This window comes from Cyclobacterium sp. 1_MG-2023, assembly GCF_030546805.1.
Lineage (GTDB): Bacteria > Bacteroidota > Bacteroidia > Cytophagales > Cyclobacteriaceae > Cyclobacterium.
Window position 1 is genome coordinate 102,856 of record NZ_JAUOPC010000015.1, and the last position, 24,169, is coordinate 127,024.

The window sequence follows — 24,169 nt, forward strand, 5'->3', positions numbered from 1 at the left end:
ACTTTTATAATGTTTCTTGCTTTTTTCTAAAAAGGTAAAGAAAACTAATTCCCCCGAAAATTAAAACTATAATCATTTGAGAGGTATGAGCCAATATCGCAAATACCTTGCCCTGTGCTTCAGGAATTCCATAGTAGAGCAAAATGAAAGCCACCATAGCATGAAAAGTGCCTATGCCCCCCTGGACAGGAGCAATCATACCTATGCTTCCCATTACCAACACCATTAGTACTGAAGTTGCTGATAAAGAGCTGGTTGAAGGAATTGATAAAGCCATCCAATACATCATTAAAAAGTATATGATCCAAATAAAGAAGGTAGCCAGCCAAAATCCGACTTTGTTTTCCATTTGAAAAAGGGTTTTTAGCCCACTGACAAATTGTCTGATAAACTGGAGGAGTTTACCTATAAAGGCAGTTTTTTTAAATTGTAGATAGATGATAAAAGCCAGAGCCATTGTACCTAAAAGCAGAAGGATGGCAAGAAAGAGGTAGTCTGAGATAAAGTTTTTGATTGCAGAAATGGAAACCAAGTTTTCCAGAATTTCTAAAAATATTCTCCCTTCAAAAATAAATGCCAAAGCCATCATCAATAGCATAAAGACCATATCTATTGTTCTTTCTAAAACAACAGTCCCGAAAATTTTGCCAAAATCTATGGGGTAGGTTTTTCTAACCGCCCCACATCTGGCAACTTCTCCGGCTCTTGGAAAGATAAGGTTGACCACATTGCCAAACATCAAGGACCAAAAAATTGGACTTGTCTTCAATGTAATGGACTCGTTGGTTGCGATTAGCCTTTTCCATCTCCATGCCCTTAGCCAGAAACCAATTAATCCAATAAACATTGCAGTGGCAAACAAAAAAGTGTTGGTGCCCTTGAGGGCTTCCAAAAATACTTCACTTTCTATGTCCTTATAGAGGTAATAGAAAATCAAAAGTGCAACCACCAAAGAAACGGTTACGCGTAAACCGTTTTTCAACTTATTGCTCAAATCAATTTGTTTTGGTCATCCGGGAAAACAATGGTTGGTTTGTATTTTTTAGCTTCTTCAAAATCCATTGTTGCATAGGAAATAATAATGATAACATCACCTACCTGAGCTTTCCTTGCAGCAGGGCCGTTTAGACAGATTTGTCCCGAATCTCGCTCACCTTTGATGACATAGGTCTCCAGACGTTCGCCATTGTTTATGTTGACAATTTGAACTTTTTCGTTTTCAATAATATTCGCTGCCTCCATCAATGCTTCATCAATGGTGATGGAGCCAACATAATGTAGTTCTGCTTGGGTGATTTTTACCCTGTGGATTTTTGATTTTAATAACTGAATTTGCATGTCATTAGTTATATATGGTCAGTACGTATAATGATGTTGTCTATTAATCGTACCTCTTCAATGTGGGCCGCTATACAAACAGCATATGGCTTTTCGGGTGTTAGATTATTGACAGGAGTAAAACTACTTAATTCTACGAGTTCCAAGTACTCCGGTATTATATCAAGTGGTTCAAGCATTTCCGGGATGACCTTATTTTTTATGTGTAACCATTGCTCACCCCTTAAAAGTTCATCTTTACACATGGATAAAACCTTATAGAGTACAGGAGCCAAGTCCCTTCCATCCTTACTTAATCTTTGGTTTCTCGAAGACATGGCCAGTCCATCTGCTTCTCTCATGGTAGGGACCACTTCGATTTTTATCGGATAGGATAAGTCGCTAACCATTCTTTGAATGACAGCGACTTGCTGAATGTCTTTTTGCCCGAAAAAAGAAATGTCCGGCTGCAAAATATGGAACAATTTAGAAACGACTATTGCCACTCCATTGAAATGCCCCGGACGAAAGCGACCTTCTAATACTTGTTCCATGGAACCAAAATCAAATTCCATCATCACTGCTTCGGGATACATTTCACTTTCGGAAGGGGTGAATACCATGTCAACACCTTCATTAGCTAAAATTTCCAAATCGGAGGATAAGGTCCTGGGGTATTTTTGAAGATCTTCGGGGTTGTTGAACTGTATGGGGTTGACAAAAATGGACACGAATGTTATGTCCGTTTGTTTTTTCGACTGCCGGATTAACTCCAAATGTCCTTGGTGTAATGCTCCCATAGTGGGCACCAATCCAATGGACTTATTTTGAGGTTTTATAGCCCTTAAGTGCTGTTTTACAGAAGATATCGTTTTGCGTATTTCCAAAGCTCGTTTTGAAGTGGAATAGGAAAATAGGTGCAAAAGTATATTATTCTGAATAAAAACAATGGGAATTGGCGATTTTTTTGTAAATTTGTAGTCCCGTTATATCCCTTAATAAAACACACACGATATGTCTAAACTTCGTATCCTTTACGTAGCAAGCGAAATTAATCCATTTCTTCAAACTTCAGAGGTCGCTAATTTTGTAAGAGCACTGCCCCAAGCAATGCAAGAAAAAGGAATGGAAATCCGAATATTGGTTCCAAGATTTGGATTGATTAATGAGAGAAAGAATAGGTTGCATGAGGTTGTAAGACTTTCAGGTATCAATATATCAGTAGGCGAGGAAGAGAAACCTTTAATTATTAAAGTTGCTTCAATTCCAAATGCTAAATTGCAGGTATATTTTATTGACAACGAAGACTATTTTCAGAGAAAAAGCGTTTTCTTTGACAAACAGGATAAATTCTACGAAGACAATGACGAAAGAGCCATTTTCTTCTGCAAAGGAGTGCTAGAGACCGTTAAAAAATTAGGCTGGGCCCCCGATGTGGTTCACTGTAATGATTGGATGACAAGCCTTATTCCTTTGTACCTGAAGACTACTTATAAGAACGAACCGCTTTTCAAAGAAACAAAATCCGTATATGCCATTTATAATAACGGATTTAGTCATAAATTTGGGGACGATTTATTCGAAAAAATAAAAATGGTGGATATTGACGACCAGCTTCTGGCTCCATTGAAGTCCAAAGACTATGAAGGGTTTTTAAAATTGGGAATGGAGTACGCTGATGTTGTAGTAAAAGGTGAGGATATTTCCGAGAGCCTGACTGCCATGATTCAAGAATCTTCTAAAGACAAACAGTTTGAAATTAATAGTGATGAACAAGACGAGCTTTTTGAAAGCTATTACAATATCTATACAGACCTTGCAGGTTAAATTCCTCGGGGCCCTGTGCTCAATTGTTATTTTCGCAGGAGCTTGTTCAGACCCATCCGAAATTGGATTGGTACTGGATCCCGGCTCCAACCAGATAGGGGTTTTCTATGAAGAAATACCCCTTTCTTCTTTTATGGTGTTGGAAGATTCTTTCAATACTACGAATCAGAGTAGGTTAGTGGTAGGTGGGGATCATAGCGATCTTTTTGGTACAACAGAATCAATTGGTTACAGTAGGTTATCCTTTAACCCTAATGGGGTATTGCCGGAAGACAATGCCATATTTGATTCTGCTATTTTTGACTTCAATATTGTTGACCTTATAGGTGAAGATTTTGATGAAGCAAAAAATTTTAAAGTTCATAGGCTTTTAGAAACCATTGAAGATACTACCTATTATAGCTTCAGTTCGCTCGATTTTGATGAAGAGGAAATTTTGGCCGAAGGCTCTTTTCTTTTGACGCCTGATACGGTCAATCAAGTAAGCATGGACCTCAATGAGGATTTTGCCGCAGAGCTGTTTGGAAAGCTTACCACTCAAGATCCTGTATTTGATAATATATTTGCTTTTAGGGAATACTTTCCCGGCATAGCTATCAAAGGAGATCCTGACCAAAACACATCTATTTCATTGGCCATTGGTAGCGGGACTGGCATTACCATGTATTATCACTATGAAGACGATACGGTTTCCACAGCCTATCCTATCAATACCATTCAGTCCAGACACTTTAACCAAGTAATAAGCGACCGCCAGGGTACTCCTACTGAAGTGATTACTGAAACCAACGTAGCCTATGATGTGGACGGTGATAAAGTTGGAGTGAAAGCAGGTTTGGGTATGATGACAAAACTTGACATGAGTCCTTTACATGAGTTTTTGGATACCCTTGAAAATGTCACCTTCAACCAAATATTACTTGAAGTAGGACCTGTGGATGAATACCCTGAAGGGAAAAATCCTTATGGCGCGCTTGTCATGTACTTTGCTGAGGGAGGAGAGTTTTATAGAAGGTTTGATGGTGTAAAGGTGGCTGTTCAAGGAGAAAACAATACCCAAACAGGCTTAGATCAAGATGGAAATATTGTTCCTATCTCCTCCAACCAAAATGGCTTGGCATTCAATACTGAAACTCGGGTGTATTCCAATCAAATAACCTCATATGTGGACGCTTTGTATCGTTCGGGCCTGGTGAAAACAGATTTGTTTTTGTACCCCAATACGCCAAGTACTGAGAGTGGCGTGGTGACTTTTGATGCCTTTAAACGATCTTTAAAAGAATTTGTCGTTGATAAGGACCAAGTTAAAATAAAAATTTATTACTCTAAAATCAGATAAATACTAATTCTATTGCTGATCCCCTTGCAAATATTCCCCAATAGGAAATTGTAAGGGGATCAGTGTTTTTATCCTTTTTATGCAATTGAATAGGCAGTGAAACAACTTTAAAATTGGTAGGTTCTTTGTTGCTTATGGTTTTTAATCAAGCTTTTTTAACAGCAATGAAGTCCATTGGTTTCGGACTTTCTTACCTTTTAGGGTTAAGCCATGTTTTTTGGCTTTTTCACTGATGTCAGGAATGTCTGATTCATAAAAGCCACTTAATAGCAATTGCCCTCCGGCCAAAAGGTGCTTGGCATAGGCTTCCATTTCATCCAAAAGTACATTCTTGTTTATATTGGCAAGAATTAGATCATAGGCTTCTTCGGTCTTCACAGAGCTGATATTCCCCGTTTGCATTTCAAGTGTGTGAAAACCATTGATCTCAAAGTTTTCTTTACCATTCTCCACACTCCATTCATCAATATCAAAGGCTGTTACCCGATCTGCACCTAGCTTCATGGCCATGATCGCCAAAATTCCTGTGCCTGAACCGGCATCCATTACCACTTTACCTGTATGGTCAATTTCATTTTGCCATTCCAACATCAGATAGGTGGTGGAATGATGACCTGTTCCAAAAGACATTTTCGGATTGATTACAATTTCATTTTTGTAATCTTGGAATTTGGTTGGGTGAAAAGTAGCGCGCACATATACCTTGTCTGCTACAGCAATTGGATCATAATTCTTTTCCCAAGCCTCATTCCAATTGATTTTGGCAAGAATACCTGCTTCAATATAAATTGCTGCTTCCTCCTGATACCTCGTAATGACTTCTTTCCACAGATTCTCATCCTGATCTTCCTGCGGTATATAGGCATCAAATCCCTTATCTGTTTCCAAAAAGGAATCAAAACCAATATTTGCTAATTCTGCCATTAAAATTTCCCGATACTCTTCTTTACAGCTGATTTTAAATTCCAGGTATTCCATTGTTTGGATTTTTTTAATTTGAAATATATAAAAATGCCCCGGCAAGTCAATGCCTGGGCAATTCTCTTTTAACCCGAAATAGGCAAAGGTTCTTCTAGATTTTGCTGAAATCGCTTAAAAATCATTCACTTCGTTGCTGTTTTAATTTCACCATAGCGATGCTATGCTAAAACATCAAAACAGCCTGGTTTTCTTGCGATTGCAACACTCCCTGGTAATGTTCAGGACAGGCATCACAAATACTAATGCATAATCCGGATTTAAATAAAGATTGGTACTTAGAAAGATTTTGCTATGTCAACAAAGTCTCGGGATTTTAATGAAGCACCGCCTATTAAACCTCCATCTACATCTGCTTTAGAAAAAATTTCTTTTGCATTGCTGGGTTTACAGCTTCCTCCATATAAAATAGAAATTTCTTCAGCAACAGCTTCTCCATATTTGGAAGAAAGATGCTTACGGATAGCAGCATGCATTTCTTGTGCTTGCTCCGAAGAAGCGGTTTTACCTGTTCCAATTGCCCAAATTGGTTCGTAGGCAATGACTAATTTTTTTATTTCATCTTCGCTAAACCCAAATAAACTTTCGGTAAGCTGAGCTTTTACATAGTCTTCATGTGTGTCTGCCTCTCTGATTTCCAAAGGTTCGCCACAACAGAAAATTGGTGTCAAGTTATTTGAAAGCGCCTGTTTGGTTTTTTCAGTCAACAATTCATTGCTCTCGTTGAACAAGGATCTTCTTTCACTATGTCCAATGATAACGTATTCAGCACCAAATGAAGCGAGCATGGCTGCTGATGTTTCTCCGGTATAGGCACCAGCCTCTTTGTCAGAGCAGTTTTGAGCACCTAGCGCAATGCTGTCTACTCCTGCAATAAGTTTTTTAACGCCATGTAAATGTACAAAAGGAGGATTCAATATGACCTTAACGTCCTTAATTGGCTCGTCTTTTATCATGTTTACTATTTCAGAAGTAAGTTTTTGGCCTTCTTCAAGTAAGCAGTTCATTTTCCAGTTTCCTGCAACAATTTTTTTTCGCATGATATTTCTATTTAGATTTATATATTTGGTCAGGATTATCCCGTTAATATACCAAAAGCTAAAATTACGTAAAATGTCAGTTCCAGAAAAAGGAAATTCGGTTTCAGGTTCAAAAAAGAACAATAGCTATTCAAAAGCTTTAAAAAAAATAGCTGCTTATTGCGCCTACCAAGAGCGAGCTATTTCTGAAGTTGTGACCAAGCTTGGTGAAATCGATTTAGAGGAAGATGAGAAAGATAAAATTCTACAAAATTTATTAACCCAGGATTTTATCAATGAAAAGCGATTTGTGAGAAGTTTCGTTAAAGGTAGATTTAATTTGAAACGTTGGGGAAGAGTTAGGATTCGACAAGAACTTAAAATGAGAGGAATCTCTGATCAATTGGTTCAGGAAGGGCTAGATTTATTGCAGCCTGAAGAATACTATGATACCTTGCTTCACCTAGCAGATCGGAAGTGGAAGCTTACCAATGAGAGCGATGTGTACAAAAAGAAATCCAAAGTTGGGCGATTTTTGATATTTAGAGGCTTCGAATCGGATCTTGTTTGGGAAGTGGTGGAGCAGATGGAGACTAAAGATGGGCTTTAGTTTTAAACCTGTCCCCTGACTCTTGGGGCATGACCTCCAAAACATTGGCAATAACTAGTTTTACCAGTGTTTTGGAGGCAATGTAAACCGGGATCCGGGCCATGTTCATAAACTCTTTTAAGGTAATGTATGGTTGATTGGCCAAGGCCTTCATTAATAATTCTTCTTTTTTCCCGTATTTGAAAATGACATTGTTCGAATTATTTTTCCTCTTCATAATTTCCCACATTTCCCGGCTGGCTTGAATGCTTCTGTCAGCTACTCTGACATAGGCTTTTTTCTTTTTTCCTTCGCGCAAATAATGAGGTGCTGAAGCACTTTTGTCTATTTTGTAAATGGCTACACCCTTTTTTTGGTTGAGCGCCTTCACGGTGCAGGTAAGCTTTATTGGAGGGTGAATCAATTCTTTGATGGCCTTGTCCATTGCATAGACTTCTTCCTCAATGTGACGTTGACCACTTACCGTTCCATCATCGTCAACACCAAGTAATAGATGACCTCCATCAGTATTCGCCATCGCTATGATTTCTTTGACGATCTTTTCCGGATGAGCTGCTTTCTTTTTAAATTCTACATGCAGGCCTTCTCCTTTTCGAGCTAGTTTCGTAATGTCCTGAATGGTGGTCATTTTTTTCTTTATTTTATCAATACTGCAAGTCCAACCCTAATGCCTATCGCTTTTCGTTGAACATAATAATCTGTCATGCCTTCCAGGCGCATCCTATAGCTTAAATTATAGGTGTACCCGGCTCCAAGTCCGAGGTCTGCTCCATTTCCCAACAGTGCACGTGCACGAAGAAATACAGGTTCTAATGGGTAATATCTTAAGCCGGCTGTTACCTGATTTGGATTGTTGATATTGTATTCATAACCTCCGGAAAAAGACAATTGGTGCAAGTAGAAATAGTTGATCTCAGCACCAAATTGTGCCCTTTCTAATAGCTTATTCAAATCAGTCCTTATTAAATCAGCTCCCGTGCTAATCAAAAAACTACCACCTGCTTGTTGAGCTTCCAGTTGCCCTATATTTAATATAAATACTCCTGCAATAAGTACAATGCATTTAATTATTTTCATTTATTTACCAAGGTTTATAGTCTCCAGTCTTTTCTTGAGTCCCATCCATTCATCTCGTAACCTAGCTGCTTCCATAAAGTTCAGTTCCTTGGCAGCAGCTTCCATCCTTTTTTGGGTTTGGGTGATTAGTTTTTCAAGTTTTTCCCTACTTAAATATTGAATCACCGGATCTGCGGCCACATCCATTTCTTCCGGATTATTTTCCACATATACTTTGGCATTTCGTTTACTGTCGGCAACTTTGGTTTGCCCCATAATTCTGTCATGTGACTTGATGACAGTTTTAGGAGTTATGCCATTTGCTTCATTATAAGCATGTTGTTTAGCTCTCCTTCTATTGGTTTCATCAATGGATAATCGCATGCTCTCAGTGGTTTTATCTGCATACATGATTACCTTTCCCTCGGCATTCCTTGCTGCTCGGCCAATGGTTTGAACCAAGCTCCTTTCATTTCTTAAAAAGCCTTCTTTGTCAGCATCTAAAATGGCTACCAAGGCCACTTCAGGTAAGTCTAAACCTTCTCTCAATAAATTTACCCCCACCAGTACATCGAAAACCCCTAGCCTGAGTTCTCTTAATATTTCCACCCTGTCTAAAGGTTTTACCTCGGAATGGATGTAGCGTGATTTCACACCCACCTTGGCCAAATACTTGTCCAACTCTTCTGCCATTCTTTTGGTAAGGGTGGTCACCAATACCCTGAAACCATTTTTTATGGTTTGGTCGATCTCATCCAATAGGTCATCGATCTGATCGGCGCTAGGTCTAACTTCAATAATGGGGTCAAGAAGTCCTGTAGGACGGATGATCTGCTCAATAACAACACCTTCAGACTTATTGAGCTCATAGTCCCCAGGGGTAGCACTTACGTAAATGACTTGATTCGTAAGGGATTCAAATTCATCAAATTTTAAAGGCCGATTATCCAAAGCAGAAGGAAGCCGGAAACCATAGTCTACCAAGTTGGTTTTCCGGGATCTGTCCCCACCCCACATGGCCCTTACCTGAGGTAAGGTGACATGGCTCTCATCAATTACCATCAAGAAATCATCGGGGAAATAATCTAAAAGGCAGAAAGGCCGAGTTCCGGGCAGTCTCCTATCAAAGTACCTTGAATAATTCTCCACTCCGGAACAATAACCCAGCTCCCTAATCATCTCCAGATCAAATTCCGTTCTTTCTTTAAGCCTTTTGGCTTCCATCAGTTTCATGTCCCGTTCAAAGGCAGCTACTTGTGCAACCAAATCATCTTGAATTTCATGAATGGCGGTGTCTATCACATCCCTTCCGGTGACAAACAAATTAGCAGGGAAAATGCTGATGATTTTTTCGTCAGATAGTTTTTTCCCACTCACTGGATCTACTCTCTGAATGGCTTCAATTTCATCCCCCCAGAAGAATATCCGATAAGCAAAATCTCCGTAGGCCACAAAAATATCTACCGTATCCCCCTTTACTCTAAAAGTCCCTCTGGTAAAATCTCCTGAGGTTCTGCTGTAAAGGACTTCCACCAATTTGAACAGGAATTGGTTTCTCGGGATTCTGTCCCCTTCTTGAACTCTTATAACATTTTTACCAAATTCATCGGGGTTTCCTATACCGTAAATACAAGAAACGGATGCCACAACGATTACATCTCGTCTACCGGACAGAAGGGCAGAAGTAGCCGAAAGTCTTAGCTTTTCAATTTCTTCATTAATTGAAAGGTCTTTTTCTATATAGGTACTACTGGTGGGAATAAATGCCTCGGGCTGGTAGTAGTCATAATAACTGATAAAATATTCTACAGAATTGTTGGGGAAAAACTGTTTGAATTCTCCATACAATTGCGCGGCCAATGTCTTGTTATGACTCAGTACCAAAGTGGGCTTTTGTACCTCCTGGATCACATTGGCTACAGTAAAAGTCTTTCCTGAACCGGTTACTCCTAATAAGACTTGAGAGGGTTCGGCAGAATTGATGCCTTCTACTAGGCTTTTGATGGCTTTAGGCTGGTCACCCGTTGGGACATAATCTGAAATAATATTGAAGCTCATCTGGTTTTTTAAATTATATACCTACAACGCTTGATTGGTATTGAATAGTTTGATGATTCAGCTTCTTTTCCTTAAATAGCTGAACCGGTCAATGTTATAGTATAGGAAATTTGTCCTAAGAATAACGATCAACAATAGGGGCAAAATACTGGGATGGAATGATTGAAAGCCCAATAACCAAACCACCAAAGCCAAATCGGCCAAAATCATTGCGACTAATAGTAGTTTTTTCAAAATCGCTTTATTGGGTTTTTTGATCAATAAATAACTGATATACAAATGACCCGGAAATGCCCAAAAGAGGTTCCAATTGTTTTTGGTTTGAGAATGCGCAGTGAAAAACCAAAGAAATACAAGCAATACTCCCAACAATCCCAAAATGGTGAAGAGGCTAATGTCAAAACCTTTGATCAAACGTTTTTTCTTAAAACCAATAAAGGTTAAAATACCAACAAGGATCGCAAATACCCAAAAAATCACATAAGGATTAACCAAATTAATCTTATTTTCCGATGTTTCTGGGAAGTCGTAAACGGTGTTGGTTCGGCTCACCAAAGGTCTTTCCGGTCCATCTCCTATAATTGTAGCACTTCCAAACGATGCCTCTAAATAATCTGGAAGAAAGGCTTTTTCTGCCTCAGTAGCTTCCCTGTCGATCACTGCACCCAAAGCAAGATCTATGCCTAAATCAGACCAAGGAAGGGGGTAAACATACTCGTCAATTAAATTCCTAAAAGTCTTTTCATCCGTTTCAGTAGGGTAATTCCATTTCAATGATTGGCCCAAAACACTTTCTAACATGTCGGTAATTCTGGTAGCACAATTGTCAAAGAAGAAATCATACCTGTATTTCCTGTTTTCGGGCTGGTAGTTGTTTTGCAAAAAAGCCACAACTGCCTGGCTTTGTTCAGGGGATAGGTTCAATTCCTGCTCCCGGACATTTCGTTTGAAATAATTGTATTCCCTCAAAAAATTGGCTGTGGTAGTCAATGACAATTGGTAATCCAAGGTGCGTCGAATAAACTTAATATAGAAAAATGGCGTGTTAAAATCGAAGGTTCCATAATTGAAAACCAGATCCTGTCCACTTTCTAATTCTACTATCCGAATGGCACTGTGGCCAAATATGGAGTACAACTCATCTCCGGGGTCACAGGTAAGCAGGCTTATTTTGTACGTTACAGCAGAGGCGGGCACTGTGGTAAAAAAAGCTAGGAACAAAAAGATACCCAAATAGAGCGTTTTTCGGAAGTTGTGCTTGAGAATTTCTAATGGCATAATATTAAATGCAGTATGGGGAAAATATCAGATTACCTTACAAATTTAAAGTAATATTTGAGTTATCCTGATATCCGTTTTCTTTAAATAAAAGGCTTATTGATTCGTTTGTTTTTGCGGTTTAAAGCGATATAAAAGAAGTTTATATTAGTTTATTTGGATTATATATTTTGAAAATTAATGTAAAATCACTATTTTAATTAATTATTCATTTTTGTTATGGATATTTTTTATAAAATAGCGATTTTTAATTATCCTAAACGGTTCATATCAACCATTATCCTTGCTACGCTATTTTCATTCATAAGTTTTCCTTCCATAGCTGCCATCCCCCTTGACAGTAACTGTTTTAGAAGCAATTTGTCTGAAGATGGGGTGGGAGATTGGGACGATCCCAATATCTGGGAACAATACAATGGGACAGAGTGGATACCTGCGACGGATTATCCAGACCGGTTCAGCAGGGTGTTTATTGGATGGAAGCAAGAAGTGAGGTTGACCCAATCAGAAGAGGTAGGAAGTTTATACCTTTTTGCTCAGACCATTTCATCCATTGATCCCGGTAAAAAGCTTAATTTACAAACCTACGAATTATGGATTTATGGGCAGTTGCATAGCATAACAGAGGAAGCCGGCAATTTTGAGTATTTCAATGCTACATCAGGAATTACAGATTGGATTTATCCGGAAACAGGAACCCTCGTTTTTAAAGGGAATAGCCGAACCATTGTTGATCGGAATTCCTGGAGTGCCAGCAATTTAAACAGTCGGTTTGCGGTGATTTTTGCCCCTGATGCGGAAGATACCCTGGTAGTTAATGCGGCTTTTAAAGCCAATAGCTTTTTAGTGGAAAGTGGTACCGTAAGACAAACCCTCAATGATGAACAGACTCCTTTCTATACTTCAACTTTTTCATTCAATACCCAAGAGGGGTTTGGAGCTGAAGATTATGGGGATTTTAGGATATTGTCCGGAGCCACATTAATTTCTGAGGGGACCAAAGCCTTCAATCAAATTATACGCAGGTCCGAAAGCAGGCCTGCGAGTTCTTTTGTGCTCGAGGAAGGGGGGAATCTGGTGCTTTCCGGAGAGCAACCCATAATTGATGCGGTCAGCGTGCAACTGGATGGAAATGTTATCTATGCCGGAGAAGGGAGTACCCAAGCGTTTTTAGAAAGTAGCATGACAGCATCTGAGGATGACTTTGTCTACAACCATTTGTATTTTTCAGGTAAGGCAGAGAAGGTCTTGCCACCACTATTAAAGGGTGTAGGAGACATAATGTATTTGGATGGAGGAATGGTCAACGGCACCTCAACCCGCCTGATTGTTGAGGGAGTTACTGACCAGCAGATTTCCATTCCATCTTTTGAACTGGCTGAACTGGATGTGAATAAAGGTTCCGGGATGCTAATTATTGAATATGACCTGAGTATTCTTCAAAACTTTGAGCAACTCGCCGGAGATATTAATTTTTTAAACAATTCGCTTTTATTGGATTTTGGGTCCTCAGGAAGCTATAATTACAGTAGCGGGAATTGGCATAATTTGGAGGAAATAGTTTATCATAATCTTCCTGAATCTCCGGATCAAGGAAATGCTTTGTTTCCATTTTTTGACAATGAACTAGGGTTTCCGAGACATTTATTATTGGACGGAGACCTTCCAGATCAGGGTAATAGTATTGTTATTCGTTATTTTAATAATCCCGGCGTTACCTATGATCCCGGTTTCACTGATGTAGATGGGACAAGAATTGTTTACGAGCTGAACAGTTATTTTGAAATAACTGCTGCGGCCGCACCTTCTTCAACGATTAACCTCTGGGTTTTGTCAGATGATCTGGGTATTCAAGATGTTGATCATTTGAGATTGACTGGGAATGGAGCGGCAGCAGCAGGCTTGCATTTACCTGCCAGTGAGCTGTCAGGTAAATTATGGGCAGGAAGGACGGTGGCTTTGGAGGAAATGTTGAACAATGCTTTTGCTATTTCAAGTATCGATGAATTAAGTGTATTGCCTTTGGACTGGTTGGAGTTTGAGGCCTTGCTTAAAGGAGATGCTGTAGAAATAGCTTGGCTGAATGACACCAAATTGCCTGCAGTCTATACTGTTTTAAGAGCTGATGGTCAAAGCATGGAGTTTATTCCAATAGAAGTAATATCGAGTCAGGATTATGGAGACAAGGTGAGGTTTAAAGATGGTTTTTTAACTTTTGATCAACCCTATTGGTTTTATCAGGTCAAAGCTGAAGATGAAGAAGGCGAGTTAAGTTTCAGTCCGGTTTTAAGGGTGGATAATCCCAGATTTCTCTACCAAGAGCCACGGATTTACCCCATGCCATACACAGGAGGCGATGTTCATTTGAAGCTATTTGATTTACAAGATCGTCGGGATTTCACCTATATGGTGTGGAATTCAGGAGGCTTGTTGTTTTTAGAAGGAAACATCTTGGATTCGTTTGGGAAGATTAAATTAGAGGAAGATTTGAAAGGCCTTCCTCCCGGGAGTTATTTCATTCAGTTTAGCTCTCACAACAGACGGTACAAATTAAGGTGGATAAAAGTTAATTGATTTTAATAGCCTATAATTTACAAATGACTGCCTTGGCATGCTTCAATTGTTGGTTAGTTTTTTTCTAATACCGCTCCTATTTTACTTTATTTCTTGATAATGCAGGTAGGTTTTTATTATTCCCATTAAACCATCCCCTCTATGAGCTGTCAAAAGGATATGTTTAACACCGAGAAAAGCAATGGTTTTTTTATTGCCTTTGGAATTGCAGCTTTTGAGAATACGCTAGGCTGATTGCCAAAAAAAACTATTGCATAAACCGGGTCAAAATTTTAAGATTATGAAAAATATAATTAAAATTTCCAGCCTTTTAATATTCTTACTTTCTGTCTCCATTCCTGAAATGGCCACAGCTCAAAAATCGAGAGAATCAAAAAAAGCTGTTGTCATAAATAAAGAAAATAGACGGGTTCCAAGCAAAAAAGTGGTATACAAAAAACCCAATAAAAAGGTAATTACCGTTAGAACTTTGCCCAGTAGAACCGTTATTAAACACAAAAGTATTAATTACTATTATGCCAATAATAAATTCTATACTTATTCAGGGGGGAGGTATATAGCTATTGCTCCTAAAAAAGGGTTTCGTATAAAAACCCTGCCGATGGGTTATATTAGGGTTAAACACCCGCAAAGAAATTATTTTTGGTTCAATGGAATATTTTACATTCAAGTTGACAATGCCTATGAAGTAGTAGAGCCTGAAGTTGGAACGATAATTTATGAATTACCCAAAGATTATGAAAGGGTCACCATTGATGGTTATACCTATTATGAATTTTCAAATGTGCTCTATGAAAAAATTCAAATTGATGGGACCAGGGCCTATGAGGTGGTTGGCTTTATTGATCAGTAGTCTCTTATTTACTTCCAAAAACGTTCTCCCCTATAATCGCTTGTAATAGCGGTTTAGGGTGTGTCCGGTTGTTTAATTTGAGTTAAGCTGTGAAAAAGTTTTGCGAAGGGAATTAGTGAGGAGGGAAATCTATCACTGAATATTTCCAAAAAGAAGGAAATGTTTTTTTCTATTCCTAACTTAGCTAGGTCATTGATGATTTGTCTATCGACCGGCGTTCGCGTTAGTGTTGGGTTTCTATTCAAGGACAATTCTTTTGGGATCCGACAATATTTCCCCTTTTTCTGCAAATCTTAATTAATCAAATTTAACATACCTGTATAAAATGAAAAATAACTTATTCCTTTTGTTGGTAAGTGCTTGGATAGTGTCATGTAGTGGTAATAAAGAGAACTTGCCGATGCAACCAAATATTGTGTTAATAATGGCCGACGATTTAGGTTATGGGGACATCTCTTGTTATGGGAATGCGTACATTAATACACCAAATTTAGATTTGTTGGCCTCTAATGGGGTTTTGTTTACAGATTATCATTCCAATGGCTCGGTATGTAGTCCCACTAGAGCAGCGTTAATGACAGGGAAGTACCAGCAACGTACGGGCGTGGAAGGGGTTGTTACGGCCAAAAGTCATAGGGAGGTAGGCCTTGCTTTAAGTGAAGTTACTTTGGCAGAGGAGCTTAAACAGGATGGCTACAATACAGGTATGTTTGGTAAATGGCACTTGGGGTATGACAAAGCTTTCAATCCCACCCTTCAGGGTTTTGATGAATTTGTCGGATTTGTTAGTGGCAATGTTGATTATCATGGGCACATTGACCAAGAAGGATATCTTGATTGGTGGAAAGGTGCTGAAATTGAGAATGAAAAAGGCTATACCACGGATCTAATTTCTGATTATGCTGTGAAATATATCCAAGAAAACAATCCCCATGTTGCAGGGAAGCCCTTTTTTCTATATCTACCTCATGAAGCACCCCACTCTCCTTATCAAAGACGTATTGATAAAGTTTTGAGAGAAGTTGGAACAGCAGGTACCCAAGAGGTAATCCAGGATAGTATATCCTCTATTTACAAAGAAATGGTGGAGGTGATGGATGAAGGCGTTGGGAAGATTATACAAACCCTAAAAGAAACAGGTCAATATGAAAACACTATTGTCGTATTTATTTCTGACAATGGTGCCAATCATTATGGGAATAATGGAGGGTTGAGAGGATTTAAGGCAGGGCCTTATGAAGGAGGAAGTAGGGTTCCCGCTATCTTCAGCTTTCCTAAACAGATAAAAGGAGGAGGTGTCAATGATCAAACGGTCCTCTCCATGGATTTGCTACCAACTTTGTTGGATTTTATCGGCAAGGAACCCGGCTCAGCAATAGATGGGATTAGTATTAAAGAGAACCTACTTGAACAGAAAAAACTACCCGAAAGAGATGTTTTCTTTGCCTATGGCAATAAAAGTTTTATCAGAAGTGGTGATTGGAAGTTGGTGTTGGTTGAAAATAAAGCAGGTAAAAAAATTGAACTTTTTAACTTGTCTGAGGATTTAGAAGAGCGGAATGACTTGGGTTCCAAAGTGCCCGACTTAAGTAAAAGGCTTTTGAACAAACTTGAAACCTGGGCTGTAGAAGTTAGAGAAGGAGTGGATTTGGTGTCAAGATAAAATGTTCTCCAAAAGTCACCTAAGGGTCCATTGAAAATATAGCATTTGAAACACTCTAAAATAATTCTTCCTGTAATTGTATTCTCCCAGTTTTGCTGTACCTCCCTTTGGTTTGCAGGAAATGGTGTGATCAATGACCTTGTTTTGAATTTTGACTTGAAACCAGGTGCTTTAGGGCATTTGACTTCAGCCGTACAGTTTGGTTTCATTATAGGTACCTTGGTTTTTGCACTCTTAACAATTGCGGATCGATTTTCACCTTCGAAAGTGTTTTTTTTCAGTGCCTTGATAGGAGCTTTGTTCAACTTAGGCGTGACTTGGGATGGCAATGGATTGCTGAGTTTGATTTTTTTGCGATTTTTCACGGGCTTTTTTCTTGCAGGGATTTATCCCGTGGGGATGAAAATAGCGGCTGATTACTATGAAAAAGGGTTGGGTAAGTCGCTTGGATTTTTGGTAGGTGCACTGGTGCTCGGAACAGCCTTTCCTCATTTGCTAAAAGAAATGGGTGGATCCTACCCATGGAAAGCTATATTGGTTGCCACCTCCGGATTGGGCCTTTTGGGTGGCTTTTTGATGTTGATTTTGGTACCGAATGGCCCTTTTCGTAAACCCGGTCAGCCTGCGAAAATTTCCGCTTTTTTTAAGATTTTTGAAAACAAAAAGTTTCGTTCCGTATCCTTTGGGTATTTCGGTCATATGTGGGAACTTTATACCTTTTGGGCCTTTGTGCCTGTGATTTTATTAAAATTTATTGCTGAACAGCCGGATTCGACTTTGAATGTGCCATTGCTTTCCTTTTTAATCATTGGTGTAGGAGGTCTTGCTTGTGTGTTTAGTGGTTTTCTGGCTTCAAGTTTTGGTATTAAACGTTTGGCTTTTATCTTTTTGCTGTTGTCAGGCCTTTGTTGCCTTTTATCTCCCCTATTGCTTTCTAGTCATAATGAGTTTCTGTTTGTTGGTTTTCTTTTTTTCTGGGGAATCGTGATCATTGCTGATTCTCCTTTACTGTCTACCCTAGTGGCACAGCATGCAACGGCTGATATCAAAGGAACAGCGCTTACAATAGTAAATAGTATAGGTTATACAATATCGATCATTAGCATTCAATTGGTCACTGGAATGATGGTCTTTACGGATTCCAATGCGATATTCCTTGTTTTAGCCATCGGTCCCTGCCTAGGTTTAATAGGCTTACTCAACGAAAAAAAATAGTGACTTCATCTGTTCTAGCTAAAAGTCAAATTAATTATTGAAGTTTTTTATAGCGAAATAGGCATTTAGCAGAATATGCTGTAATTTTTGGCTTAGTTTAAAAACCACTATGACTTTTATTATTGTCGCCTCAAGTATTTTGTTTTTGGTTGGACTGATCGTTTGGATCAAGGTTGAGCCATTTATAGCATTCCTAATAACCTCCATTATAGCGGGGCTATTGCTAGGAATACCTCTTGATGAGATCTCTAGTGCGGTGCAAAGGGGGATAGGAAACCTGATGGGAGCATTGGTGATTGTAATTGTTTTAGGAGCTATGCTGGGTAAGATCGTGGCAGATAGTGGAGCTGCTCAGCGGATTGCTCAATTCCTAATGAACAGCTTTGGGCAAAAACATGTCCATTGGGCGATAGGGCTTACCGCTTTTATCGTGGGCATTCCATTGTTTTTTAATGTGGGTTTTGTACTGTTGGTGCCGCTGGTCTTTGCGGTAGCTTACCAATATAAAGTTCCAGTAATGATTTTGGGTATGCCAATGCTTGCTGCCTTGTCCATTACCCATGGTCTTCTTCCTCCACATCCGGCTCCGGTAGCGTTAGTCGCCCAATTTGGAGCCAATATGGGAACTACTCTGATCTATGGATTTATTATTGGGATTCCGGTAATAATTTTGGGTGGGCCTTTATTGGGAAGGCTTCCCTATTTACGCAAAATGCAGATTACTCCTTTAGATGTTTTTAATGTGAAACCAAAGGAAGAAAGTGAATTGCCAGGCTTGGCGAATAGCCTTTTTACTGCCTTACTTCCAGTCTTCCTTCTGATAGTGTTGTCTTTGGTAGGTCTTAAAATGGATACAGATAGCCCTGCGTATGGATTCATGATGTTTATTGGAGACCCTAATATTGTCATGTTAATTTCTTTGACTTGGGCGACCTTTAGTCTTGGTATCCTGAAGAAGATCAAAGTGGCAGAGGTTATGAATGGTTATGCATCAGCGGTAAAAGATATTGCGCTGATACTTTTGATTATAGCAGGTGCAGGAGCCTATAAAGAAGTGTTGGTGGAAAGTGGGGTTAGTGGAGATATTGGTGCTTCGTTGCAGCAATTGTCCATCAATCCTCTTTTATTGGGCTGGCTGATCGCTGCAGTAATTAGGGTTTCCGTAGGATCTGCCACAGTTGCAGCCCTTACCGCAGCAGGTATAATTGCTCCCTTGGTTGCTTCAGGGGTTGGAAATCCTAACCTTATGGTATTGGCGATTGGAAGCGGGAGTTTGGTTTTTTCTCATGTCAATGATGGAGGATTTTGGTTGGTAAAAGAGTATTTTAATTTAAGTATAAAGCAAACCTTTCTCTCATGGACCATGCTGGAAACAGTATTGTCAATTTTGGGTCTTTTAGGTGTGCTTATTTTGGATTTATTTATATAATATAAACTAAAAAAAAATAATATGTCTGCAGAAGCAAAAGTTAAAGAGTTGGGTTTAGTATTGCCTCCTGCACCACCTCCAGGTGGTGTATATCGTCCTATTGTTATCACCGGTAATCTACTGTTTCTTTCAGGTCATGGGCCGGTTTTACCAAATGGTGACATGATCAGAGGGAAAATAGGTATAGACTTGGACAAAGAGCAAGGAAAAGAGGCTGCGCGCCAAGTAGGCTTGACCATGTTGTCAACACTTCAAACCCAGTTGGGAAGCCTTAATAAAATCAAAAGGGTGGTCAAGGTATTGGGGATGGTAAACTGTGCCCTAGACTTTGAAGAGCATCCTTTCGTTATCAATGGGTGCAGTGAATTATTTGCCGATGTCTGGGGAGAAGACAATGGTCTTGGCTCTAGAAGTGCTGTAGGGTTTGGTTCTCTGCCGGGAAATATATCCGTAGAGATTGAGGCCACATTTGAATTAAATGAATAGAAATAATATGCAAGACAATTGGTTTAAATTAAACCATCCCGAAAAAATTGATAGTCCTGCTTTGCTGGTCTATTTGGATAGGGCCAAAAAAAACATTGAGAAAGTAATCCAAGAGGTAGGTACCGCTGACCGGCTTAGACCTCATGTGAAGACCAATAAATCTGCCGAGGCCTGCCTACTCATGATGGATGCGGGAATCACAGCCTTTAAAGGCGCGACAATTGCTGAAATTGAATTGCTTGCTACTGTTGGGGCAAAGGATATATTAATGGCTTATCAGCCAGTAGGTCCTAAGGTTGATCGGTTTTTGACTTTGGTTGCCGAGTATCCGGAAGTTAAGTTTCAGTGTTTAATAGACCATGTGGACGCGGCCAAAGCCTTGAATGAAAAAGCATTGGAAGCCGGTCAAACGATTGGTGTTTATATTGACCTGAATGCAGGGACAAATAGAACAGGTATTGCTCCCGGAGCAGCTGCAGAGGAATTGTTTGAGGAATTGGTGGCCATGGAAGGCTTACAGGTAGTGGGTTTTCATTTGTATGATGGTCACTTGCGAGATCCAGACCTTAAAAAAAGGGAAGCAGCTTGCGATGCTGGTTTTGCTCCAATCGCTCAAATGCGAGAAAAACTGGAGAAAAAACACCATATAACTTTAGATGTTATTGCCGGAGGGTCAACCACCTTCCCTTTTCATTCCAAAAGGGAAAGAATCACTTGTGCGCCCGGTACATTTATTTACTGGGATGAAGGGTATGCAAGTGGGCTTCCTGAGCAGTCTTTTTTATATGCAGCATTGGTATTGTGTCGGGTGGTGTCTTTACCTACTTCCAATTACATATGTGTCGATCTAGGTTATAAAGCAATTGCTTCCGAAAACCCTTTAGATAATAGGGTTAAATTTCTTAATGCCCCGGAACTGGAGCCGGTAAGTCACAGTGAGGAACACTTGGTCTTGGAAGCCAAAGAGGGACATTCCTATAAAATAGGAGATGTTTTATATGCGGTTCCGATTCATATTTGTCCTACAGTTGCTTCTTACCAAGAAGCACTGGTTATTCAGGATGGAGAGCAAGTAGCAAGCTGGAAAACCCTAGCCAGAGACAGGAGAATTACTTTTTAGGTATACTCATTTAACACATAAATTAACAACAAAGATGTTTACTATAGATGCCCATTTGGATTTAAGCATGAATGCCCTTGAATGGAATAGGGACCTTACCCAGCCTGTGGAAGCCATAAATGCCCGAGAAAAAGGGATGACTGATAAAACAGACCGTGGAAATGCTACTGTTTCTTTACCTACCCTAAGAAAGGGAGAAATTGGTCTGGTAGTGGCGACACAAATTGCTCGGTACGTGGCACCGGACAACCCACTCCCGGGATGGAATAGTCCTGAACAAGCTTGGGCTCAAACCCAAGGGCAGTTGGCTTGGTATAAAGCCATGGAGGACAAAGGGGAGATGGTTCAGATTAGAGATAAAAAGCAATTGAATGAGCACGTCAAACTATGGATGAATGGAGAGCCGAATGATAAAAAACCGGTTGGGTACATTCTTTCCTTGGAGGGAGCAGATTCCATTGTAGAGCTAAGCTATCTAGAAAAAGCCTATGAAAATGGATTGAGAGCCCTTGGACCCGCCCATTACGGGCCGGGTAGGTATGCGCAAGGAACCGATGCTTCCGGTCCTCTAGGAGAAAGTGGCAGGGCCTTGCTCAAAGAAATGGAGCGATTAAATATTATTTTAGACGCCACCCATTTATGTGATGTGTGTTTTTGGGAGGCATTGGATCATTTCAATGGTCCCGTTTGGGCTAGTCACAATAATTGTAGGGCGCTGGTTGATCACAATAGGCAGTTTAGCGATGATATGATCAAAGCCCTTGTAGATAGAGGGGCAGTTATTGGTGGTGCTTTAGACGCTTGGATGATGGTGCCGGGTTGGATTAGAGGGAAGTCTTTACCTAAGGAGATGGATTGTGATCTGGAGAAAGTGGTGGACCATATGGACCATATTTGTCAAATTGCAGGTAATGCAAACCATATTGGGATAGGTACGGATTTAGATGGTGCCTATGGTAGAGAGCAGAGTCCTTATGACCTCGAAACGATTGCGGATATCGCAAGAATCCCGGGAATGTTGCTGAAAAGAGGCTATACAGAAGACGATGTTGAGAAGGTGATGCATAAAAATTGGTTGCGATTTTTGAATGAAGCTTGGTCATAATCGGATTTTTGTTTAATTATATATAGTAAAATTAAACAAAAATATTTCAGGTTTTTGTAGGTTTAAAGCCTTTGAAACCCCTTTCTAATTGGTTAGAAAGGGGTTTTTTGTTTATTATTGAATTGGTCGGTAATTTTTTGTTTAACAATAAAATAAAAAAATTAGACAAAATATTTGGTGTATTGTTTAACAATGTTTAAGTTTGATTAAACAAAAACACAGGATCCATGACAACTTTAGAATTTAGTTATTCGCTTACAAAGCTCAGTCCTTCCTTAAAGCCATTTGCTTTAAAATTGACAAGGGATATGGATGATGCAAATGATTTATTACAGGATACAATGGTAAAAGCCTTTACCAATAAGGACAAGTTTACCGATGGGACCAATTTAAAAGCTTGGTTGTATACCATTATGAAAAATACTTTTATCACCAATTACCAAAGAATGGTGAGGAGAGGGACCTTTGTGGATACAACCGAAAACCTTCATTTTATCAATTCCGGTGCAACAATCATTGAAAATGGTGTTTATGGAGATTTTGCAATGAATGACATAACCAAGGCCATCAATCAATTGGATGAGGTGTATAAATCTCCCTTCCTAATGCATTACAGGGGTTTTAAATATCATGAAATAGCCATGAAATTAAATATTCCAATTGGGACAGTAAAAAACAGGATACATATTGCAAGGAAGCTTTTAAAAGACGATCTTAAGGTTTATACCACCATTAACTAATTAAATGAGACCAAAAGAGATTGTTGTAATCGGCTCCGGTTTTTCCGGATTATCTACTGCTACCCATCTGGCGGCAGCAGGGCATAGTGTAACTGTTCTGGAAAAAAATGAGGTCTTGGGAGGTAGGGCCAGAAAATTCAATGCGAAAGGTTTTACATTTGATATGGGGCCAAGTTGGTATTGGATGCCGGATGTATTTGAAAATTATTTCCGAAATTTTGGTAAAAAAACCGCCGATTATTATGATTTGGTCAGGCTTGATCCTTCCTATGCTGTTATCTTCGGTAAAGGAGAAACCCTTAACATTCCTGCAAAATTAAATGAATTTAAAGCAGCGCTTGAGGAATTGGAGCCTGGCGTATCAGAAAAGTTAGATGCTTTTTTGGAACAAGCAGCTTTCAAATACCAAAGAGGAATCAATGATTTGGTCAAAAGGCCTAGCCTTTCTCTGATGGAGTTCGTAGACTTAAGGCTTTTTAGAGATGTATTGAAAATGGATATTTTTCAATCCATGTCTAAACACTTACAAAAGTATTTTACCAATGAGAAGATTATCAGGTTGATGGAGTTTCCAGTGTTGTTTCTCGGAGAGACCGCACAGAAAATACCAGCATTGTACAGTCTTATGAATTATGCAGACATTGTCTTAGGTACTTGGTATCCTATGGGAGGCATGCATAAAATTATTGAAGGAATGGTTGCCTTGGCCAAAGAAAAGGGAGTGGTCTTTAGAAACAAGGCAGAGGTAGTTTCGATAACAGCGGATAATGGTGCTGCAAAAACTGTAAAACTGGCTACCGGAGAAGAGATTTCCTTTGATTTCTTGGTGGCAAGTGCTGATTATCACCATGTAGATAAAAATTTATTAAATCCTAAATACAGTAATTACAGTGATAAATATTGGGACAGCAGGGTACTGGCCCCTTCGTCCCTTTTGTTTTATCTCGGAGTTAATAAACGCTTAAAGAATTTACAACATCACAATTTGTTTTTTGATGAGCCTCTGGAACCACATGCTGATGCCATTTACACCAATCCACGATGGCCGGAGAAACCTTTGTTTTATGTTTCTGCTCCTTCTGTAACAGATCCTTCCGTAGCTCCGGAAGGAATGGAAAATCTCTTTGTACTGATTCCCTTGGCCCCTGACCTAAAGGACAATGAAGGGTTGAGAAATAAATATTTTGACAAAGTGATGGATAGACTTGAAAGGATTACAGGGCAGGAAATCAGATCACATATTGTATACAATCGTTCCTATGCACACAGCGATTTCAAAAAAGATTATTTCGCTTTTAAGGGAAATGCTTATGGTTTAGCCAATACTTTAAAACAAACAGCGATTTTAAAGCCAACTCTTAGGAATAAAAAATTATCTAACTTATATTATACAGGACAGTTGACTGTTCCAGGGCCAGGAGTCCCTCCATCTTTGATCTCCGGAGAGGTAGTAGCAAAAGAGATTTTAAAGCGTTTTAAAAATTAAAATTTTCAACCAATGA

The 24,169-nt window shown here is 39.3% G+C and carries 22 protein-coding genes; 13 read left to right on the plus strand and 9 right to left on the minus strand.

Annotation, left to right across the window (positions count from 1 at the left end):
- Nucleotides 1–4: 4 nt before the first annotated feature.
- Genes Q4534_RS20555 through panC form a run of 3 tightly spaced genes read right to left on the minus strand, consistent with a single transcriptional unit; the run spans nt 5 to nt 2,204 of the window.
- Nucleotides 5–994 carry a lysylphosphatidylglycerol synthase transmembrane domain-containing protein gene (locus Q4534_RS20555; RefSeq protein WP_303615035.1) on the minus strand — a complete coding sequence of 330 codons (990 nt, stop codon included), beginning with the start codon at nt 992–994 and terminating at the stop codon, nt 5–7.
- Nucleotides 991–1,338, minus strand: a complete 348-nt coding sequence (gene panD / locus Q4534_RS20560; protein ID WP_303615036.1) for an aspartate 1-decarboxylase — start codon at nt 1,336–1,338, stop codon at nt 991–993. The genes Q4534_RS20555 and panD overlap by 4 nt, the downstream gene beginning before the upstream one ends.
- 8 nt (nt 1,339–1,346) lie before the next feature.
- Entirely contained in the window at nt 1,347–2,204 is an 858-nt protein-coding gene (panC, locus tag Q4534_RS20565) for a pantoate--beta-alanine ligase (protein ID WP_303615037.1), read from the minus strand.
- 127 nt (nt 2,205–2,331) lie between these two features.
- On the opposite strand from panC, the gene Q4534_RS20570 reads away from it, so the two are divergent.
- Nucleotides 2,332–3,144, plus strand: coding sequence for a glycogen/starch synthase (locus Q4534_RS20570; RefSeq protein ID WP_014019376.1), 813 nt, complete (start codon nt 2,332–2,334; stop codon nt 3,142–3,144).
- Nucleotides 3,104–4,483 carry a hypothetical protein gene (locus Q4534_RS20575; RefSeq protein WP_303615038.1) on the plus strand — a complete coding sequence of 460 codons (1,380 nt, stop codon included), beginning with the start codon at nt 3,104–3,106 and terminating at the stop codon, nt 4,481–4,483. Before Q4534_RS20570 ends, Q4534_RS20575 begins: the two co-directional genes overlap by 41 nt.
- Nucleotides 4,484–4,624: 141 nt before the next feature.
- On the opposite strand, the gene prmA is transcribed toward Q4534_RS20575, so the two are convergent.
- Both prmA and tpiA read right to left on the minus strand, forming a co-directional pair.
- Nucleotides 4,625–5,461 (minus strand): 50S ribosomal protein L11 methyltransferase, encoded by an 837-nt coding sequence (gene prmA, locus Q4534_RS20580; protein ID WP_303615039.1) that lies wholly within the window; start codon nt 5,459–5,461, stop codon nt 4,625–4,627.
- Between the two features lie 278 nt (nt 5,462–5,739).
- A complete protein-coding gene (gene tpiA, locus Q4534_RS20585) occupies nt 5,740–6,501 on the minus strand; it encodes a triose-phosphate isomerase (RefSeq protein WP_303615040.1) in 762 nt (253 codons plus the stop codon).
- 73 nt (nt 6,502–6,574) lie between these two features.
- Here tpiA and Q4534_RS20590 point away from each other — a divergent pair, with 73 nt between their 5' ends.
- Nucleotides 6,575–7,090, plus strand: coding sequence for a regulatory protein RecX (locus Q4534_RS20590; protein WP_303615041.1), 516 nt, complete (start codon nt 6,575–6,577; stop codon nt 7,088–7,090).
- Here the strand turns inward: Q4534_RS20590 and Q4534_RS20595 are convergent.
- From Q4534_RS20595 to Q4534_RS20610, 4 genes are read right to left on the minus strand one after another with little or no spacing between them, the layout of a single operon-like run.
- On the minus strand, nt 7,074–7,718 hold the full coding sequence (locus Q4534_RS20595; protein ID WP_303615042.1) for a helix-turn-helix domain-containing protein: 645 nt from the start codon (nt 7,716–7,718) through the stop codon (nt 7,074–7,076). The two genes, Q4534_RS20590 and Q4534_RS20595, sit on opposite strands and share 17 nt — an antisense overlap.
- Before the next feature lie 8 nt (nt 7,719–7,726).
- Nucleotides 7,727–8,167 carry a hypothetical protein gene (locus Q4534_RS20600; RefSeq protein WP_303615043.1) on the minus strand — a complete coding sequence of 147 codons (441 nt, stop codon included), beginning with the start codon at nt 8,165–8,167 and terminating at the stop codon, nt 7,727–7,729.
- The gene (gene uvrB, locus Q4534_RS20605) at nt 8,168–10,204 is read right to left on the minus strand and encodes an excinuclease ABC subunit UvrB (protein WP_303615044.1); all 2,037 of its coding nucleotides are present in this window, start codon (nt 10,202–10,204) and stop codon (nt 8,168–8,170) included. It abuts the gene before it with no gap.
- 57 nt (nt 10,205–10,261) lie between these two features.
- Complete coding sequence (locus tag Q4534_RS20610; RefSeq protein WP_303615045.1) at nt 10,262–11,482, minus strand: DUF4105 domain-containing protein; 1,221 nt, start codon at nt 11,480–11,482, stop codon at nt 10,262–10,264.
- Nucleotides 11,483–11,701: 219 nt separating this feature from the next.
- Here Q4534_RS20610 and Q4534_RS20615 point away from each other — a divergent pair, with 219 nt between their 5' ends.
- The 10 genes from Q4534_RS20615 (at nt 11,702) to Q4534_RS20660 (ending at nt 24,153) form a co-directional block, all read left to right on the plus strand.
- A complete protein-coding gene (locus tag Q4534_RS20615) occupies nt 11,702–14,056 on the plus strand; it encodes a hypothetical protein (protein WP_303615046.1) in 2,355 nt (784 codons plus the stop codon).
- A gap of 280 nt (nt 14,057–14,336) precedes the next feature.
- Nucleotides 14,337–14,909: a DUF6515 family protein gene (locus tag Q4534_RS20620; RefSeq protein WP_303615047.1), complete on the plus strand. Its 573-nt coding sequence runs from the start codon at nt 14,337–14,339 to the stop codon at nt 14,907–14,909.
- Nucleotides 14,910–15,234: 325 nt separating this feature from the next.
- Entirely contained in the window at nt 15,235–16,572 is a 1,338-nt protein-coding gene (locus tag Q4534_RS20625; protein ID WP_303615048.1) for a sulfatase-like hydrolase/transferase, read from the plus strand.
- 45 nt (nt 16,573–16,617) lie between these two features.
- Nucleotides 16,618–17,787, plus strand: coding sequence for an MFS transporter (locus Q4534_RS20630; RefSeq protein ID WP_303615049.1), 1,170 nt, complete (start codon nt 16,618–16,620; stop codon nt 17,785–17,787).
- Between the two features lie 109 nt (nt 17,788–17,896).
- Complete coding sequence (locus tag Q4534_RS20635; protein ID WP_303615050.1) at nt 17,897–19,216, plus strand: gluconate:H+ symporter; 1,320 nt, start codon at nt 17,897–17,899, stop codon at nt 19,214–19,216.
- 21 nt (nt 19,217–19,237) lie between these two features.
- Nucleotides 19,238–19,702 (plus strand): RidA family protein, encoded by a 465-nt coding sequence (locus Q4534_RS20640; RefSeq protein ID WP_303615051.1) that lies wholly within the window; start codon nt 19,238–19,240, stop codon nt 19,700–19,702.
- On the plus strand, nt 19,695–20,822 hold the full coding sequence (locus Q4534_RS20645) for a D-TA family PLP-dependent enzyme (RefSeq protein ID WP_303615052.1): 1,128 nt from the start codon (nt 19,695–19,697) through the stop codon (nt 20,820–20,822). The genes Q4534_RS20640 and Q4534_RS20645 overlap by 8 nt, the downstream gene beginning before the upstream one ends.
- Before the next feature lie 34 nt (nt 20,823–20,856).
- Nucleotides 20,857–21,927 carry a dipeptidase gene (locus tag Q4534_RS20650; RefSeq protein WP_303615053.1) on the plus strand — a complete coding sequence of 357 codons (1,071 nt, stop codon included), beginning with the start codon at nt 20,857–20,859 and terminating at the stop codon, nt 21,925–21,927.
- A 227-nt stretch (nt 21,928–22,154) separates the two neighbouring features.
- Entirely contained in the window at nt 22,155–22,667 is a 513-nt protein-coding gene (locus Q4534_RS20655) for an RNA polymerase sigma factor (protein ID WP_303615054.1), read from the plus strand.
- A 4-nt stretch (nt 22,668–22,671) separates the two neighbouring features.
- Nucleotides 22,672–24,153, plus strand: coding sequence for an NAD(P)/FAD-dependent oxidoreductase (locus Q4534_RS20660; protein WP_303615055.1), 1,482 nt, complete (start codon nt 22,672–22,674; stop codon nt 24,151–24,153).
- Nucleotides 24,154–24,169 lie beyond the last annotated feature (16 nt).

Excerpts from the sequence above, each read along its gene's own strand:
- Q4534_RS20595 (WP_303615042.1), bottom strand. The coding sequence starts at position 7,718 with ATGACCACCATTCAGGACATTACGAAACTAGCTCGAAAAGGAGAAGGC.
- tpiA (WP_303615040.1), bottom strand. The coding sequence starts at position 6,501 with ATGCGAAAAAAAATTGTTGCAGGAAACTGGAAAATGAACTGCTTACTT.
- Q4534_RS20615 (WP_303615046.1), top strand. The coding sequence starts at position 11,702 with ATGGATATTTTTTATAAAATAGCGATTTTTAATTATCCTAAACGGTTC.
- Q4534_RS20625 (WP_303615048.1), top strand. The coding sequence starts at position 15,235 with ATGAAAAATAACTTATTCCTTTTGTTGGTAAGTGCTTGGATAGTGTCA.
- Q4534_RS20640 (WP_303615051.1), top strand. The coding sequence starts at position 19,238 with ATGTCTGCAGAAGCAAAAGTTAAAGAGTTGGGTTTAGTATTGCCTCCT.
- Q4534_RS20660 (WP_303615055.1), top strand. The coding sequence starts at position 22,672 with ATGAGACCAAAAGAGATTGTTGTAATCGGCTCCGGTTTTTCCGGATTA.
- Q4534_RS20600 (WP_303615043.1), bottom strand. The coding sequence starts at position 8,167 with ATGAAAATAATTAAATGCATTGTACTTATTGCAGGAGTATTTATATTA.
- Q4534_RS20635 (WP_303615050.1), top strand. The coding sequence starts at position 17,897 with ATGACTTTTATTATTGTCGCCTCAAGTATTTTGTTTTTGGTTGGACTG.
- Q4534_RS20650 (WP_303615053.1), top strand. The coding sequence starts at position 20,857 with ATGTTTACTATAGATGCCCATTTGGATTTAAGCATGAATGCCCTTGAA.
- Q4534_RS20590 (WP_303615041.1), top strand. The coding sequence starts at position 6,575 with ATGTCAGTTCCAGAAAAAGGAAATTCGGTTTCAGGTTCAAAAAAGAAC.
- Q4534_RS20645 (WP_303615052.1), top strand. The coding sequence starts at position 19,695 with ATGAATAGAAATAATATGCAAGACAATTGGTTTAAATTAAACCATCCC.
- Q4534_RS20620 (WP_303615047.1), top strand. The coding sequence starts at position 14,337 with ATGAAAAATATAATTAAAATTTCCAGCCTTTTAATATTCTTACTTTCT.
- Q4534_RS20570 (WP_014019376.1), top strand. The coding sequence starts at position 2,332 with ATGTCTAAACTTCGTATCCTTTACGTAGCAAGCGAAATTAATCCATTT.
- Q4534_RS20610 (WP_303615045.1), bottom strand. The coding sequence starts at position 11,482 with ATGCCATTAGAAATTCTCAAGCACAACTTCCGAAAAACGCTCTATTTG.
- panD (WP_303615036.1), bottom strand. The coding sequence starts at position 1,338 with ATGCAAATTCAGTTATTAAAATCAAAAATCCACAGGGTAAAAATCACC.
- prmA (WP_303615039.1), bottom strand. The coding sequence starts at position 5,461 with ATGGAATACCTGGAATTTAAAATCAGCTGTAAAGAAGAGTATCGGGAA.
- Q4534_RS20655 (WP_303615054.1), top strand. The coding sequence starts at position 22,155 with ATGACAACTTTAGAATTTAGTTATTCGCTTACAAAGCTCAGTCCTTCC.
- uvrB (WP_303615044.1), bottom strand. The coding sequence starts at position 10,204 with ATGAGCTTCAATATTATTTCAGATTATGTCCCAACGGGTGACCAGCCT.